Genomic DNA, 18848 nt, shown 5'->3' with positions numbered 1-18848 from the left:
GGGTTGTCCTGCAAGTGCATCTATTACAATTGCGCAACCTTCAGCTTTAGCGCTAACAGCGGTTGCTACTAACGTTAATTGTAACAATTTCAACTCTCAAATTACTGCTACTGCTACTGGCGGAACAGCTAATTATACGTATGCTGCTGTTAAAACAACTGCAACAGCACCTACTACATTTGGAGTTAATCCAGTAGTAGTGAATACTAACTCAGGAACTGATCTAGTTTGGGATGTGTATGCAAAAGATGCTAACGGATGTATCACATTTACAACCATAAACGTAGTAAGGGATCCTTTGCCAGGTGTCTCGGTTGTAGTAGACAATCAATGTACTGGATCAGGAAGTTCATTTACAATAACTGCTACACCAACGGCTGCTAGTTTAACACCAGTAAGCTACGGCATAGGTGGTCCAACAGGAGCTTTTCAAACAAATCCAACCTTCACCGTACCAGCAGGAACATATACTGTGTACATTAAAGATAAAAACGGATGTACAGCAGCGGCAACGCCAATCACTGTTTATCCAAAATTGAGTCTTATAGGGGCAGGTACCAAAACATTAGATTGTAATACCGCTGGCCCAAATGCAACAATAACAACAACAATAACTGGTGGAAAAGCCAATTATAATTATACCATTGCTAACGGAGTTGGTACAACAGTAGCAACAGGTAGTGGCATTACAGGACCAACAATTACCTATACTGGAGCAGCTGCTGATACCTATACTGTATCAGTTACTGACGCCAATAGTTGTTCAGCAACAACAACTATTACTGTAGCACCAATAACACTTCCTACGGTAACAGCAGTACAAATTAATGTAAGTTGTAACGCAGGATCAGACGGATCAGTTACGCTAACAGGCGCAGGAGGTTCAGGCGGATATACGTACAGCAGTGACAATAGTACTTATGTATCAACGGCTACTTTTTCAGGACTAGCAGCTGGAACTTACACTTTTTATGTAAAAGACAGCAAAAGCTGTACAGGAGCGGTAAGTGTTACTATTACACAACCAGCCAATGCTTTAGCTGCCACTGTAGTTGAAGTTCCTTTTAGTTGTAGCACAACTAATGCTAAAGTAGCAGGAACGATAACTATAAATGCCACAGCAGGAACAGCACCTTACACTTATAGTTTAAACGGTGGAGCATTTACAGGTAGTAATGTTTTGACTTTAAATGACAATGGTTCAGATCAAGATTATACCTATACCGTAAAAGATGCGAAAGGTTGTTTAATAAGTGGATTAGGGAAATTATTGCGTCTAAACCCACCAACTGATTTAGACTTTGTACCATCAGGACCAATAACATGTTCCACTACAAGTATTTCGGTACAATTAACCGCTACGGCTGGAGTAGCTCCTTTAGCATACAGCATAGTATCAGGTCCCGTAGTGAATGCTACAGGAGCTTCAACGGGTAATTTTACAGGACTTACTCCAGGTACTTATGTCTTTAGAGTAATCGATGCGAATGGATGTTATTATTCTGAATCATACACTATTGCTCCAGTAACACCAATTGTGGCAACTGCTACTAAATTAACGGATGTTGATTGTTTTGGAAATAGTACAGGTTCTATTCGTTATAATGTGAGTGGCTTTGGGTCGGGAACATACAGCTACACTGTAAATGGTGGTGCTCCAGTAACAGGTCAAACAGCTAGCAATTTTAATTTAACAGGCTTAGCAGCGGGAACATATGCTGTAGTATTTACAGATAATACTACAACTTGTACTTCCTCAACTTCTATTACGATTAATCAGCCAGCGGCAGCATTATCAGCAACCTATACTACGGTGAATGCTAATTGTAATATCCCTACAGCTAGAGTAACAGTTACGGTAGCAGGAGGAACAGCAAGTTACCGCTATTCATTTGTTACTTCTAGCACTACTCCTGGAACGTATGGAGCTAGTAATGTGGCTAATTTAAATCCAACGACAAGTACAAGTTGGTATGCTCATATTATTGATGCCAACAATTGTACTTTTAGATTGCCAATTACAATTGCAAGTGACCCAACGCCAACAGTTACTGCCTCAGCTGCTGGACAGTGTTTAGGAGCGGGAACATACACGATAACTGCCAACAATACAACTACGCCAGTCTCAGGAATAGTTACTCCTATAACGTACAGTATTAACAACGGCGCTTCATACCAAGCAGTAAACACATTTACAGTTACAACGGCAGGTACTTATATAATCTTAATGAAAGATGGAAACGGTTGTATTGCTACAAGTAATACCGTAACGGTAAATCCTAGATTAACGTTAAGTGCGGTTTTAGACAAAGATATTACGTGTAGCTTGCCTGCTGCTGCTCAAATTACATTGAATGCAGTTGGAGGAAACGGAAGCTATACTTATACAAGTAGTCCTGCAACAGGAACATTTGCTGGGAATGTATTTACTACAAGTACCCCAGATAGTTATACCTTTACGGTAACAGATACTAGCGGTAATTCATGCACCGCAAGTACAACTACGGCTATTGTTATCACAACGCCGGTAAAGCCAGATATTACTGGCATAGCACAAACCCAAACTATTAAATGTAATGGGGATGCAACTGGTGCTTTTAAAGTTACAATTGATGCTACTCAAGGTGTGGCACCATTTCAATACAGTATTGATGGAACTACTTTTCAAACTTCAGATACCTTTACAGGATTAGTGGCAGGAACCTATACCGTTACACTTAGAGATGCTAAAGGATGTATAGACACAGATAGTATTATCATTGCACAACCAACGCCGATTTTTATTGACCTTACTGTAATTCCAATTCAATGTGGTGCTGCTGGTCTTTCAAAAGGCTCTATTATTATTAATAAAATTACAGATGGTGTAAGTACCGTTGGTGGCTCAGGTGGAACTCCAGGGTATACCTACTATGTGACCGGTATTAATGGCTATAACATGATGGAAGCTAATCCTACTGGAGATTTTTCAACCACCTTTGATGTTGTAGATTTTGGTTTCTATCAAATAAGAGTTGTGGATGCCAATGGGTGTCAACAAATTATAAATGACGTACTTGTTGCATCAGATCCAAAAGATTTAGACATTGTAATTAATAGCACTGTTGATTGTACAACCGGCGGTACAGCAACAGTTAAAGTTGCTGGGCCTTTAGCGAGCTCTGGACCTTTTCATTTCAATATCTACAACGGTCCAGGCCAAGTTTGGACAGCTGATGGAACTGCTGGATGGCAAGGAGAAAGTCCTGCGGGTTCTAAAGGAACAACTTTTACTGGCCTACTGCCAGGAGTGACCTATACTTTTATCGTTTATGACGAAGCGACCAATTGTTATTATTATGAAACTGCGGCTACTCCAGTTCCTTCAAATTCATCTCTTACAGTCGCTAACGTAGTTCCCAAAAACATCACGTGTACAGGAAGTGCTGATGGAAATGTATCGTTTGATGTAGCGAATTCAAGTGCGGCATCTGTTGACTACACTTATGAAATATTTGAAGCGTTTACCAATATATCTCAATATCTTTCTGGAACATTTACAGTAGCTGCTTCAAGCACGGTTACTGTTCCAAATATACCTATTACACTAGGGGTGGGCAGTTATTACGTTTATGTTAGAGAAACTTCAGGACCTAATGCAGGCTGTGGTAATACTTCTATAAATTTCAGTATCAAAGAATCGCCCGTATTATTATCGGTAACAGCAACATTAATTAAAAACTCAAACTGTACAGATCAGGGTATCATTTCGGCAGAAGCCAAAGATGGAACAGGACCGTATATGTATCAAGTTACCACTTCGGCTACACCGCCACTAGCTTCAGATACAAATTGGGTTTCTGGAAATACCTTTACAAGGCCAGGCTCAATTGCTGGAATACTTTATTATGTGTACGCTAAGGATGCTTACGGTTGTATAAAGTTTGATACCGTAACGGTATTTGCAGATGCAGAGCCAACGATTAACACTCCAGCACCAATATGCTATGACGGTACAGACTTTACTATAACTATATCAGGAACGGTAGATCCAGCAGTAGTAGGCGCAGCTACTTATAGTATCAACGGAAGTGCTTTCCAGACAAGTACTGATTTTACATTCAACGCTGCGGCTACGTACAATTTAGTGATCAAAGACGGCAATGGCTGTACTGCAAATATAGATTACATTGTGTATCCACAATTAGCAGCAACGGCTACATTGACCAAGCCATTAGATTGTACTGCAACTCCAGATGCAGAAATCAGAATAACAACCACGGGAGGAAATACAAATCCAACTGCTAGTTATACCTATGAAGTTTCGTTTAATGGCGCAGCCAATGTAGCAGCACTTAATCCATATACTGCGACAGCAGCAGGAACGTATGTCTTTACGGTAACAGATGCCAATAATGCTACCTCGTGTACAACAACAGCCAGCATCACACTAGACGCAATTCCTGTACCAACACTTACCCCTACACTTACAGATGTAAGTTGTAATGGTGACAGCGATGGAACGATAACTGTGGACGTTACAGGAGGCGTAGGTCCATTTACCTATACTTTAGCCAGTACACCTGCAAATACTACTGGAGATGCAAGTGGTATTTACACAGGGTTGTCATATGGTACCACTTATGAAGTAACAGTAACTGATTCTAATGGTTGTACCTATTTAAGCGGTCCATTGACAGTTGATGAGCCTGCTATTTTAACAGCTACGGATACTTTTACACCCAATACAAGCTGTAGTACTACTACTGTAATTACAGTTTCCGCTAATGGAGGAACACCATCGGGAGTATTAACCGGTTACACTTATAATTTTGAGGGCTTAGGTTACACTACGGATAATACATACACAGTAAATAATACAAATACGGCTACTACCGTAAATTATACTGTAAAGGACGCTAATGGTTGTGAGACAGCCTCAAAGGCTGTAATTACTCCAGCACTAACACCACCGACCGATTTAGATTTTGTAGTAACCACAGCACCAACATGTCCAGCCAATACAGCTACGGTTGAAGTTACGGCTACTGGAGGATTGGGTGCATTGGATTTTGATATTCTATCTTTTAATGGAACGGCAACTACGCTATATCCTACAGTAACTACTGCAGGAAGTGGGACAGCAGCAAGTTTTGCAGGCTTGCCTCCAGGAGATTACGTATTCCAAGTAACAGACGAGAACGGTTGTACATACCAAGAGTTATTTACAGTAGTGGCAGTAACGCCTATAGCTATTGTAAGTGCACTTGTAAATGACATTACGTGTAATCCAGCTAATGCAGGTACAGCTAATGGTTCGGCTACTTTTACGGTAACCGGATTTAGTAGCACAGGAAATTATTCTATTGCTGTAACTAGTGTTCCAGCAGGCTTACCATTTGCACAAACAGCTTCTGGTGATGTGATAACCCTAACAGGTTTATCAGTAGGAACTTATACGGTTACGGTTACCGATAATACAACTTTGTGTGAAGCAGATGCATCAATTACGATAACAGAGCCAGATCCAATTGATTTCACATTGACAGCTACTAAAGTATATTGTTCACAATATATTTCACAAATTACTGTAAGCGGTGTGACAGGTGGCACAGGAATATACAGCTACGCAGTGGTTGCTGGCGGAGCAGTAGCACCAACAGCGTACAGTAACAGTTCAATACGCGCGGTAGATACCAGCAACGGTACTATTTTAACTTGGGATGTATATGTAAAAGATGCAAATGGTTGTATCGCGATACGAAGCGTAACGATTGATAACAATGTACCACCAACTATTACAGCCCCAGTAGCACAATGTTTTGTTGGATCTGCTTTAACAGTTGATCTAGACACAGTAACTAGCGTATATGGTGGAACTAAGTTCTACACTGTAGATGGTGTGGCATTAGCAACTTCAACGGCAACATTTACAGCCGCAGGAACGTATGTTTTAGGAATTAAAGATGACAATGGTTGCGAAGCTTTTGTTAATTATACCATCCAACCGCAATTGTTAGCCAATGCAGTATTAACCAAAGATTTGTATTGCGCAGCTCCGATTAATGCTACGATTGATGTAACAATTTCGGGCGGAGTTGGACCATATACTGTTCAAACGATATTAAATGGAGTGCCAACAGGAGCGCCAGTTTCGGCAGTTGCTGGACCAGTATACTCAGCTTCCGTAGGAACAGTAGGCACATACTCTTTCACAATTTCAGACAGTGCTTCACCAGCATGTTCTGTAACCACAAATACGGTTGAAGTAACTACACCAGCAACACCAACATTTACATCAACAAAAATTGATGTAACTTGTAATGGTGGTGCGGATGGAACCATCACCTTTACCGCTGCAAATGGAGTAGCACCGTATAGCTATGTTTTGAGTGGAACAGGAACAAATAATTCTGGTGACTCTAGCGGAGTTTATAGTGGTCTACCAGCAGGTTCTTACACGGTAGTTGTCACAGATGCAAAAGGATGTACCTCTGCAGCAGCGACAGCAATTACTATTAGTGAGCCAGCAGTGGTCTCTGCAAGCATTAGCGTAACAACTGGACTATCATGCGGTGCAGGAAATGCAACGCAAGCAGCAACGGTGACAGCTTTAGGTGCTGGTGGTACAGGTCCTTACCAATTTAATTTTAACGGTCAAGGATTTACCTCAAGTAATACATTTGTCACTAATAGCTCTGGAACGGTTAGTGTTATAGCTAAAGATGCTAACGGCTGCACATTTGCGACAGCAGTGACAACAATTGTCGATGCTCTTGATCCTCCAGTTATAACAGGAATCACAGGAACACCTATTTATTGTTTACCAATTTCTAGTCAAACTAGTACGGTTACGGTTGCTACCTCTAACGGAGTAGGAACGCTTAGTTATGCTATTCTTGAACCGGCTTCGGCTACTACAAATACTTCGGGAGCTAGTTCAGGTGTATTTGATTCATTAGCAGCAGGAACTTATTTATTCCAAGTTACGGATGCTAACGGATGTACCGATGAGCAATACTACACGGTTGATGATGTAGTTAATATCACAGTTACAGGACAAGTAGAAAGTGATGTAGCCTGTAAAGGAGACAGTACAGGTGCTGTATCGTTTACGGTAGATAATTTTGTAAGTACTTACAGTTACACTATAAATGGCGGAAGTGCCATATCAGGGCAATCAGCCGCGGTAATTAGCTTGACAGGATTAGCTGTGGGGTCGCAGCAAATTGTTGTAACTGATGAAACCTCATTATGTACAGCAACTTTTACTGTGACAGTATCAGAGCCAGCTATTGCATTAAGTGTTGTAGCCACTTTAGATAAAAATGCCAATTGTAATACAGGTGCAGTAGTTAGCGCTGTTGCTTCAAATGGAACAGCGGGTTATACTTATGCTTTTGCTTTGGCTTCAGCCGGGGCGCCAGCAGCTGGAGATTATACCGCTGCAAGTACTGTAGTATTAGATCCTCTTTTAGGAATTAATTGGATAGCTTACACCAAAGATGCTAACGGATGTATCGCTCAGGATGCTATTACATTACTAATTGATCCGTTGCCTACCATTACAAGTTTGCCAAATGTTTGTTTCCAAGGAGCACCAATAACCATAACTATTAATGGCTCAGGCGTAGGACCGTTGCAGTATAGTATAGGTAATGGTTACCAACCATCAGCTGATTTTGTACTAAATGCAGCAGGAACTTATCAATTGTATGTGCAAGACGCTAATGGCTGTATTGTACAAGAAACGTATACACTTTTACCACAATTGTTATTAGATGCTACACTTACACAAGATTTGACATGTGATGTAGATGCATCGATAACTCTAACAGCAAGTCAAGGTAGCGCTCCTTACACTTTGTATGAGGTTACAACAGATGGAACTACTTTTACCGCTATAACGGCACCAGTGTCACCATATGTAGTTACCGTTGATGGTACCTATCAATTTAGAGTAACGGATTCGCAGGGCTGTCAAGCTTTATCGCAAGCAGTGATTGTGACGGCAAAAACGAGTCCTACATTTAGCACAACCAAGACTGATGTTACTTGCATAGGCGGTAATAACGGTGTAATAACAGTTACAGCAGCTAACGGAATTGCGCCTTACAGTTATGCCATAAATGGAGGTACGCCACAGTCATCAAATGTATTCCCTAATTTAGTAGCGGGTACGTATACAATTGAAGTAAAAGATGCAAAAGGATGCTTCCCAGCAACCCAAGATGTAATTATAGCTGAGCCTACTGCAATCGCGGCAAATATTGCTGTAACAACTGCATTATCATGTGGTGCAGGGAATGCAACACAAGCAGCGGTAGTAACAGTTACGGTTACTACTGGGACAGGAACAGCGCCTTATCAATATAGTTTTGATGGTGGTGCAAATTACCAAGATGACAACACCTTTACCACCTCTACAGCAGGCACAGTCACTGCTTACGTAAGAGATGCTAATGGTTGTAATATTGCTGCGCCAGTTTCAGTGGATGTCGATGCTCTTGATCCCCCAGTTATAACAGGAATCACAGGAACACCTATTTATTGTTTACCAATTGCTAGTCAAACTAGTACGGTTACGGTTGCTACCTCTAACGGAGTAGGAACGCTTAGTTTTGCCATTTTAGAGCCAGCATCGGCTACTACAAATACTTCGGGAGCTAGTTCAGGAGTATTTAATATGCTAGCAGCAGGAACTTATTTATTCCAGGTTACGGATGCTAACGGATGTACAGATGAGCAATACTACACGGTGGATGATGTAGTTAATATCACAGTTACAGGTCAAGTTATTAAAAACGTTGCTTGTGTGGGTGATGCTAATGGTGAGATTGAATTTAAAGTAGCTAATTATAGCGGTACGTATTCAGTAGCATTATCACCAAGTTCAGGAACACTAAGTCAAAGTGGAGATACCGTAACAGTCACAGGATTATTAGCAGGAACTTATACGTTAAGAGTAACAGATAATGTGACTAATTGTTTCTCAGAGGCTACTGTAATTGTCAATGAGCCTACCGCATTAAACCTGACCGAAGTATTAAATGTTAATGCAACATGTACTACTGATGCGAGGGTAACGGTTGCAGCAAATGGTGGTACACCGCCTTATTTATATGCATTTGTACCAAGTACTGTAACGCCAGTAAGTACAGATTACACAGATGCTACAACTGCAAGTTTAGATAAAACAATAGCAAACTGGAACGTCTATGTAAAAGACAATAACAACTGTGTAACGATATTGCCAGTAGTTATTGCTACGGATCCACTTCCGTCAGGAATTACAATTTCTGGCTTAAGCCAATGTCCGTCTGCGACGAACGATTACACTTTTACTGTTAACGTAGCATCAGGAGTAGGGCCATACCAATACAGTATTGGAGCAGGTTTCCAAACTAGTCCTAGTTTCACAGTAACTAATACGGGTGTCTATAATGTTACTGTTAAAGATGCTAACGAATGCGAGGTTATCATACCAGCATTAGTAAGTATTCTTGCACCACTCGATTTAAGCGCTATAGTTACCACGTTACCAAGTTGTAATGTTAATGATGGTGTTGTTGATGCTACTGTTAGTGGCGGATCGGGATCAGGTAACTATCAGTTTTCAATAGATGGTGGAACGCAATTTACGGCAGATAGTTACTCCTTTACAGGATTAGCGCCAGGGCTTCACACTGTTCTTGTTCGTGATGTTGTAACAGGTTGTACAGATCAACTTACAGTAAATCTAGAATCAGCTACTATAGTAACAGGCTTATCACTTGCTACTACTCCAGTAAGTTGTTTTGGCGGTAACAATGGTTCTATCACTGCTACTATTGCAACTCCTTCTGCAGGTATCAACGATAATCCGGTATACACTTACGCTCTGAACGGAACTACCGTAGGAGGAGCGACCGTTACTGTTGTTGCGTCGCCAAGTAACGTATTCGATGATCTTCAAGCAGGTACGTATACTGTAACAGTTACTTCAGCTAGAGGATGTACTGCTACTGCAACAATCGATGTTGTAGAGCCTGTAATCATAACAGTACCTGCACCAGTTGTCACACAATTTGCTTGCGTGGCAGGAACGAATGCTTCCAACTATGCTTCAATTTCGGTTTCGAATGTAGCAGGTGGTTCAGGAACTTATGTTATTTATGAATTTATTAAAGGGTCAACAGTAGTTCAAAGAGGTCCTGAAACCGTTTATATCGAGTCAAATTATGCAGGAGGTTTGTATACCGTAAATGTCTACGATACTAACAATTGTGTGGGTTCAACTACGAATTCGATTTCAATAGCGGCATATACTGCCTTGGATAAAATTTCTGTAATCGTAGATAGACCGATTACTTGTAATAATTTAGAAGATATTACTGCTACTGCTGTTGACGCAGCAGGAAATCCAATTACAGGTATTCAGTATACATTAGTTGATGATTTAGGGACGATATCAGTAGTCAATTCTACTGGTGTGTTTACTAATTTGAATATTGGTAATTACATTATCACAGCCCTTACTACGGCAACTAATTGTAGTGTACAAACAGTTCATTATATCAACGAGCCAAATACCTTTATTCTTCAAGCAGTTAAAACAGCAGATGTTGTTTGCTTTGGTTCAAATGAAGGTGCGGCCACGATTACACTTATTGATACACAAACTAACCCTATGAACGATGCTGGTGCATTTACATATACTGTATCAGGTCCAACACCTAGTTCAGGAACTTCTGCCGTTGCAGGGCCTTTAAATCTTACAGGTTTGACAGCTGGTGAGTATACAATAACGGCTCGTTTAGATAATACTCCGTTCTGTACTGTATCAACTATATTTTCTATAAATCAGCCAGTTCAAGCGCTTGAAATTACGGAGACCCATACCGCTATTACTTGTATTGCAGGTAATAATGATGGATCAATAGTAGTTACAGCAACGGGTGGATGGCCTGGAGAGTATCAATACGAGGTACTAAAAGATGGGTTCTTGTTTAGCCCATACAGTGATAAAACAGATTACAATGATTTAGTGGCAGGAAGCTATACGATTAACGTTAAAGACAGTAAAGGCTGCGTTGATTCAGTTATTGTTGACTTAGTAGTACCAACTCCAATTTCACTTACTGTTACCCCAGCTACGCAATTATTGTTGTGTTTAGGAGATGAAACCGGAACAGTGGAAGCGACAATGGTAAATGGTGGACAAGGAAGTAACTATACTTATACTTTAAATTATTTGTCACTGAACCCTGTAGTTTCTTCAGGACCGCAACAATCTCCACTATTTGCTAATTTGGGTGCAGGAAGCTACTCTATAACGGTTACTGATGGTTACAATTGTAGTACAGAGTCTGCTTCTGTAGTTATTAACGAGCCTACAGAAGTAAAGGCCGATTTAGTGCTTTCAAGAACTCCAACATGTTTAAGTTCTGCGCAAATCACTCTTACTGCTTCAGGAGGAACTGCTCCTTACCGATATAGCGCTGATAATATTAATTTTATCCCGTTCACTTCTGGTGGCTCGACAACACTAAATGTTGGACCAGGCACCTACAGTTACTATGTTAAGGATTCTAACGACTGTGTCGCTTTCCTTTCAAATGATATTGAAGTTGAAGCCGTACCTGTTTTAACAGTAGCTCTTGACCTAAGTAATGCTAAAGTAAACTGTTTTAATGATGATAAAGGTGTCATAGTAGCAAAAGCGACAGGAGGTTTAGGGAATTATGTTTATACTTTATACAATGGTTCAGGTCTTGCAATTATTCCAGCACCTACGCAAAGTGTTCCAGGACGTTTTGATGGTTTACGCGCTGGTTTCTATCAAGTTCGTGTTCAAAGTGGTTCAGACTGTTCAGTTAGTTCAGCTGTTGAGGAAGTGAAACAACCTGTAGCCCCAATTTCTTTTACTCCCACAATAACGAATGTGTCTTGTTTTGGAGGAAACGATGGAAGGATTGAGATAGTAGCGACTGGAGGTACAGGCCAAATAATTTATTCTATTTCTCCTGATTCAAATCAATTCTTTACTACTGGAGTTTTTGATAAATTAGCGGCAGGTAATTACCAAATTGTAATTCAAGATGAAGCCGGATGCTATGAAACGTATAACTTTAGGATAAATGAGCCACCTATATTACGTGCTAACCTAGTTGCAAATTCTATAATTCCAGAAATTTGTAGCGGAGACAAAGATGGTTCGTTTAGTATTGAAATTCAAGGTGGTACCGCTCCTTACAAAGTAAGTTTAGACAATAGAACAGGAACATATACGCAAGGGACAATAGGCCAATCGGAATTTGATTTTATTGATATCTCAGGAGGTAAGCATACTGTTTATTTTGTAGATGCTGCAGGATGTAATTCGGAAATTGAGGTTATACTACCTGATGCAGTACTAATTACTCCTGTTGCTGATTTGATCTATGATTGTGTTGATAATAAGCAGGCGAATAGAGTAATAGTTACCTATGATAACAGTAATGATCCAGTTGATCTAGATTTTGATTTAGATGGATCAGGAAATTATCAAGCAAGTAATGTTTTCAATGACTTAGCTCCTGGATCACATTTTATAAATGTGAGACATACAAATGGCTGTACTCAATCGACAATTCCTTTTACTGTAGATGCAGTCGCACCGTTATCTTTGGTTATTGCAGATGGTGATTTGAATCAAATTAAAGCAAGTGCGGCGGGAGGCGCAGGTGGATACGAATATAGTTTTGATGGAGAAAGTTTTTCAAATCAAGATACATTTGTGTTTTATAAGTCAGGTAATTATACCGTAATTGTAAGAGATAAAAATGGTTGTACAGCAACCGTAAACCGTGATTTCACATATATAGACATTTGCATACCTAATTATTTTACTCCTAACGATGATACTGTTATGGATACATGGGCTCCAGGTTGTACTATTAACTATCCTAATTTGACTTTTGCTATTTTCGATCGATATGGTCGAGAGATTGCAAGATTAAGGTTAGGCGATAAGTGGGATGGAAAATACAAAGGAGCAGAGCTTCCATCAGGAGATTACTGGTATGTATTAAAATTAAATAACAATAAAGATGATCGGGAATTTGTTGGTCACTTTACATTGTATAGGTAACAAAATTTATAAAATAACGTTGTCTATAAAATAGCTAATTATGAAAAAAATAGTAATATCATTTTTTCTTCTGACTGTAACTATTTCAAGCTACAGTCAGGAGTTAAATTTACCTGTATTTACGCAGTATCTTGCAGATAATCCTTTTGTCTTATCTCCTGCTTATGCGGGTATTGGGGATAACCTTCGAATTAGAGCAAATGGTTTAACACAGTGGGTGGGTATCAAAGATGCTCCTGATAATCAATCTATATATGCTGATTTTCGATTAATGGATCGCTCGGGAGTTGGGATATCTTTTTACAATGATAAAAATGGATATACTAGCCAAACTGGAGCTAAGGTGTCTTTTGCGCATCATTTAATTTTAGATTATTATTCAAAACAATATTTGTCATTTGGTATTTCATACAACTACAATAATTTTAAAATTGATATTAACGAATTTAGGCCAGATGTTCAAAATCCAGTTATCGATCCTTCAATAACAAACAATAGATTTGTAGCCAACAACAATTTTGATGTGAGCGCATTATACAGAAACAAAGGTTTTTACGCTGCCTTTAATGCAAGTAATATCTTAGATAAAAACACCGATAAATTTACAGGCATAGAACCTATTTTACTCCGAAACTATCAGGTATATACCGGAATGGTGTTTAATGGAGGATCAAATCGAGAGGAGTTCGAACCCTCTGTTTATTATCAATATTTCGTGAGTGATAAAAGATCTAGTACGGATATTAATTTTAAGTATCGTAAATACAATCGTTATGAAGATTATTTTTGGATTGGAGCATCGTATCGTTTTTTAAATGATCAACCCTTAAAGCCTCTTAATTTAGGTCCTATGTTAGGATTTCAAAAGTCTGGTTTTTATTTGGGGTATTCTTATCAAATAACCATGAATCAACTTTCTTCTTTCAATTCTGGCACACACATGATTACAATTGGTTTCGATTTCTTGCAAGGAATTAGCGATTGCCCTTGTACACAGAGTCCTGTTCATGATTAAATTTTAATTTTTAAAATAAGTTAGTCATTACAGTCAATTTTATTCTAATTGTTTTTTAAAATAATTAGCATTTTAATATCACAATCTTATTTACATCGATTTCGCTGTGTTTTCCGTTTTTTTAATGCTTTTTGCAAATTTAATACTAGTCTAAAAGTTCTATATTTGTTGTTCTTTTACAACAAACTAACTTAAAATAAGGATTAGATGAAGACTTTAAACGACTTTGATTTTAAAAATAAAAAAGCAATCATACGTGTTGATTTTAATGTACCGCTTGACGAAAACTTAAAGGTAACTGATGCGACGCGTATCGAGGCTGCCAAACCTACTATTGATGCCATTCTTGCTCAAGGTGGTAGCGTAATTTTAATGTCACATTTAGGGAGACCTAAAGGAGTAGAGGAGAAGTATTCCCTTAAACCAATTGTAGCAACAACATCGCAAATTTTAGGAGTACCAGTTCAGTTTGCTTCTGATTGTATTGGAGAAGAAGCGAAAACAGCGGCAGCCAATTTAAAGGCAGGAGAGGTTTTACTACTTGAAAATTTACGTTTTTATCCTGAAGAAGAAGCGGGCGATGTTGCTTTCGCAAAAAAACTTTCGGAATTAGGAGATATTTATGTGAATGATGCTTTTGGTACAGCTCACAGAGCGCATGCCTCAACAACAATTATTGCGCAATTTTTCCCAACTGAAAAGTGTTTTGGAACCTTATTGGCTAAAGAAATTGAAAGTTTAAATAAAGTACTAAAAAATAGCGAAAAACCAGTAACAGCAGTTCTTGGAGGTTCTAAAGTCTCATCTAAAATTACGGTTATTGAGAACATTCTTGATAAAGTAGACCACATGATTATTGGTGGCGGAATGACTTTTACTTTTGTGAAAGCGTTAGGTGGAAAAATTGGAGATTCTATTTGTGAAGATGATAAAATGGAGTTGGCTTTAGAGATTTTAAAATTAGCGAAAGAAAAAGGGGTTCAAATTCATATACCTGTGGATGTTATTGCAGCAGATGCTTTTTCGAACACGGCTAATACTAAAATCGTAGATGTAAATGAAATTCCTGATGGATGGCAAGGTCTTGATGCTGGTCCTAAGTCATTAGAAAATTTTGAAAAGGTAATTATGGAGTCTAAAACCATTTTATGGAACGGTCCACTTGGTGTTTTCGAAATGGAATCTTTCGCTAAGGGTACTATTGCTTTAGGGAACTTTATAGCGGCATCTACTGAGCAAGGGGCTTTTTCTCTTGTAGGCGGAGGTGATTCAGTTGCTGCCGTAAAACAATTTAATCTTGAAGATAAAATGAGTTATGTTTCTACTGGAGGTGGCGCGATGTTAGAAATGTTAGAAGGTAAAACTTTACCCGGTATTGCTGCAATTTTAGATTAAATATTGCGTTTTTAACAATATTTATTGATTTTTTCAGTTGTAACCTATTAAGTTTGTAAAAAATGATGTTTTAATCATTTATAATTAAGTAAGTTGACTGTGAAAATGAGCGTAAAAAATACCATCGTAACTGCACTATTATTTATAACAATTCCTTTGTTTTCGCAACAGAATAGCGAGAGCAAAGGAATTTTTATTAAAGAAAAAAGCCAATCCTATCTTGATTCTATCAAAAAAAGTTTTGTTAAAGACGCCATGGCTTCCTGCGTTGATAGCCTCTGGATGAAGGAATTGACTGATTTAGACTTGTATAATGACATCACTAATGATATAACAAATATCAATACTGATGTAAAAGTAGATTATGAATTGTCTACAGATTTATTAAAAGCAAGACTCGAGGCAATGAACGCGAAATCTCCTTTTAGGATTGAGTACAATCAGAGCTTAGAAAACGTTATTAAGTCTTTTTTAAAAAACAGAAAAAAAGCATTTGGCCGATTAATGGCTATTTCAGAATATTATTTTCCACTTTTCGAAGAAGAGTTCGCTAAGCAGAATGTTCCTCTAGAAATAAAATATTTGGCGGTTGTGGAATCGGCTTTAAACCCGAAAGCAGTTTCTAGAATGGGCGCTACCGGACTTTGGCAATTTATGTATCAAACCGGAAAGCAATACAATCTAAAAATCGATTCATACATAGACGAACGTAGTGATCCGCTTAAAGCTACTGCTGCTGCTGCAAAATACATGTCGAATATGTATGGTATTTTTGGTGATTGGGAGCTCGTTTTGGCTTCATACAATTCAGGACCAGGTAACGTATCTAAAGCGATAAGACGCTCTGGTGGAAAGCAAGATTATTGGAGTATTAGGAACAATCTACCCAAAGAAACGCAGGGTTATGTTCCCGCTTTTTTAGCTACAATGTATTTGTATGAGTATCGTAAAGAACACGGAATAATTCCTGATCGTGCTGTTGTGCAACATTTTGCTACTGATACAGTAATGATCAAAAAAGAAATGTCGTTTAAACAAATCTCTGATTTGCTAGATGTTCCGGTTGCACAATTACAATTACTTAATCCATCGTATAAGCTTAACATCGTTCCTGCCTACAGTGATGAGAAACATTTTTTGCGTTTGCCAAATGATAAAATAGCACTATTCACATCCAATGAGGATAAATTGTATGCCTACGTTCAATATCAATTAGACGAAAAAGAAGCTCCTTTTAGAAACAACACCGCTATTGCAACGACTACAAATAGCAATACCATTGAGCGTGAAAGCCGAGTAAAAACCAAATATTATAAGGTAAAAAAGGGAGACAATCTAGGTAGTATTGCCACTGAAAATGAAGTTTCTGTAGCAGACTTGAAAAAATGGAACGGTCTTCGAAGCAATACCATAGCCTACGGTCAAAACCTAAAAATTGTTAATACTGAGACGGTTGTTCAAAAGACTAGTGCTCAAACGGCAACCGCTGTAGCTGCAAATAATAGAGCACCAAAAGAAGAAAAGAATAAAAAAGAAAACCTAAAGGATAGTTTGGTCGGCAATCAAGCGGGAGTTTATGTAGTGCAAAATGGAGATACGTTTAACACCATAGCCGAAAAATACCAAGTTACAGTAGCTCAAATAAAAGAGTGGAATAACCTAACTGATTCTAACCTTCGCCAAGGTCTGGCTTTACAAATCACAAACGGAGGAAAAGAAGCCATCAAGATGGAAGTAGCACAATCACCAGAACTTAAAGAGATTTTTTATACCGTTCAAAAAGGAGATAATCTTTCTAATATTGCGAAAAAATTTGGTGCGTCAGTTGAAAGTTTGAAGGAGTGGAACGATTTACCAACAGCCGCTATTAATTTAGGGAGCCAATTGATAGTTGCCAAAGATGAGATTGCCATAACCACCAATGCGGTAGCAGTAAGTGCTTTTAAGGTCAAAAACACATCTAAAACAACGGTTAAAGAAGCAGCTGATTATTACGTTAAAAAAGGAGATTCCCTTTTTAGCATAGCCAAGAAATATCCAGGAATTACGGTATCTGATATTAAAAAATGGAATGATATTAAAGGAGAAAGCATTAAACCAGGTATGAAGCTTAAAATCAACGGATAACATTGCTAATCATAGGTACTTAAATAGGGTTTGTTCCAAAAGGGGCAAACCCTATTTTTTTTACAATCAGAACAGTTTTTTATCAATTTATAAAAAGTGGAACGATATTCGTGGTTAATTGCCCAAGCAACACTATCTTGATAAATGAACGATTTTAGTCATTATTTCTTTAAATTTAGTGCTTATTTAACTGTACCAAAATGAATAAAAAGATTTTTATAACACTTATAGCTAGCTTTTTTTTACTTTTTTCCTGTAAAAAAGAGGAGCATACTCTACCTAGAATTGCAAACGGAAAAATTAACAATATTGCTATCATAGTCGATGATGCACTATGGAATGGAGAGGTTGGAGACAGTGTCAGAAATAAGTTTGCTGCCCCAGTATTAGGATTGCCACAAGAGGAACCGCTTTTTAATATCAATCAATATCCAATCAAATTAATGGAAGGCTTTATGACTGATAGTCGTAATGTAATAGTTATAAAAAGAGGGGATATCGATCAATTTAGCATTAAAAAGGATGAATATGCTTCACCACAAAATGTATTTCACATCACAGGAAAATCAGTACATTCTATCTTGGATTTAATAGAGAAAAAAGCCCCCCAGATCATTAAAACAATTCATCAAAATGAGATCGATGAAAGCCAAAGATTGGCAAAGAAATCACTTTTAAAGAAAGATTTTTTTGAGAATAAATTCAAAATTTCGCTTCAAATACCTTCTAGCTATGAGTTAATGGTTCAGGATGCTAATTTTGTTTGGCTTAAAAAAGAAATTATTAGTGGCAACACCAGCGTTTTAATATACCAAGTTCCACTTTCAGTCATAAACAACGAAAATAGTATTGTTGCCAATATCATTACCATGCGAGATTCCATAGGGAGCTTGTATATTCATGGAAAAGAACCCAATACTGATATGATTACTGAGGAGGCGTATGCGCCCTATTTTTTTGTAGTTAATTTGGATGGTAAATTGACCTATGAGACCAAAGGAACATGGGAACTGCGCGATGATTTTATGTCGGGACCTTTTATAAATTATGCCATAATTGATAAAGCAAACGATCGGGTGTTGGTATTGGAAGGTTTTTGCTATTCGCCCTCCAAGGAAAAGCGTGATTTGATGCTAGAGTTAGAAGCAATTATCAGGTCAGTAGCGGTAATTAGGGGATAATTAGCTAAATTCGCTCTCGATAATCAAACAATATATTTTG

At 38.3% G+C, this 18848-nt stretch carries 5 protein-coding genes and 1 pseudogene; all 6 read left to right on the top strand.

The annotated features are described in order from the left end of the window. Positions 1–22: 22 nt before the first annotated feature. A pseudogene (locus tag P8M54_RS16330) lies at positions 23–130 on the top strand (hypothetical protein); the annotation flags it as partial. Positions 131–199: 69 nt separating this feature from the next. Further along, positions 200–13090: a T9SS type B sorting domain-containing protein gene (locus tag P8M54_RS05325; protein ID WP_300285965.1), complete on the top strand. Its 12891-nt coding sequence runs from the start codon at positions 200–202 to the stop codon at positions 13088–13090. 40 nt (positions 13091–13130) lie between these two features. Next, positions 13131–14105, top strand: a complete 975-nt coding sequence (locus P8M54_RS05320; protein ID WP_300285963.1) for a type IX secretion system membrane protein PorP/SprF — start codon at positions 13131–13133, stop codon at positions 14103–14105. 207 nt (positions 14106–14312) lie between these two features. Further along, complete coding sequence (locus P8M54_RS05315; RefSeq protein WP_300285961.1) at positions 14313–15500, top strand: phosphoglycerate kinase; 1188 nt, start codon at positions 14313–14315, stop codon at positions 15498–15500. A gap of 105 nt (positions 15501–15605) precedes the next feature. Beyond that, entirely contained in the window at positions 15606–17627 is a 2022-nt protein-coding gene (locus P8M54_RS05310) for a LysM peptidoglycan-binding domain-containing protein (protein ID WP_300285959.1), read from the top strand. A gap of 200 nt (positions 17628–17827) precedes the next feature. Then, a complete protein-coding gene (locus P8M54_RS05305) occupies positions 17828–18808 on the top strand; it encodes a DUF4837 family protein (RefSeq protein ID WP_300285957.1) in 981 nt (326 codons plus the stop codon). Positions 18809–18848 lie beyond the last annotated feature (40 nt).

The organism is Flavobacterium sp. (assembly GCF_029242675.1).
Taxonomy (GTDB): domain Bacteria; phylum Bacteroidota; class Bacteroidia; order Flavobacteriales; family Flavobacteriaceae; genus Flavobacterium.
Note: the sequence above shows the minus strand (reverse complement) of the source record. Positions and strands in the feature narration are given on the sequence as shown.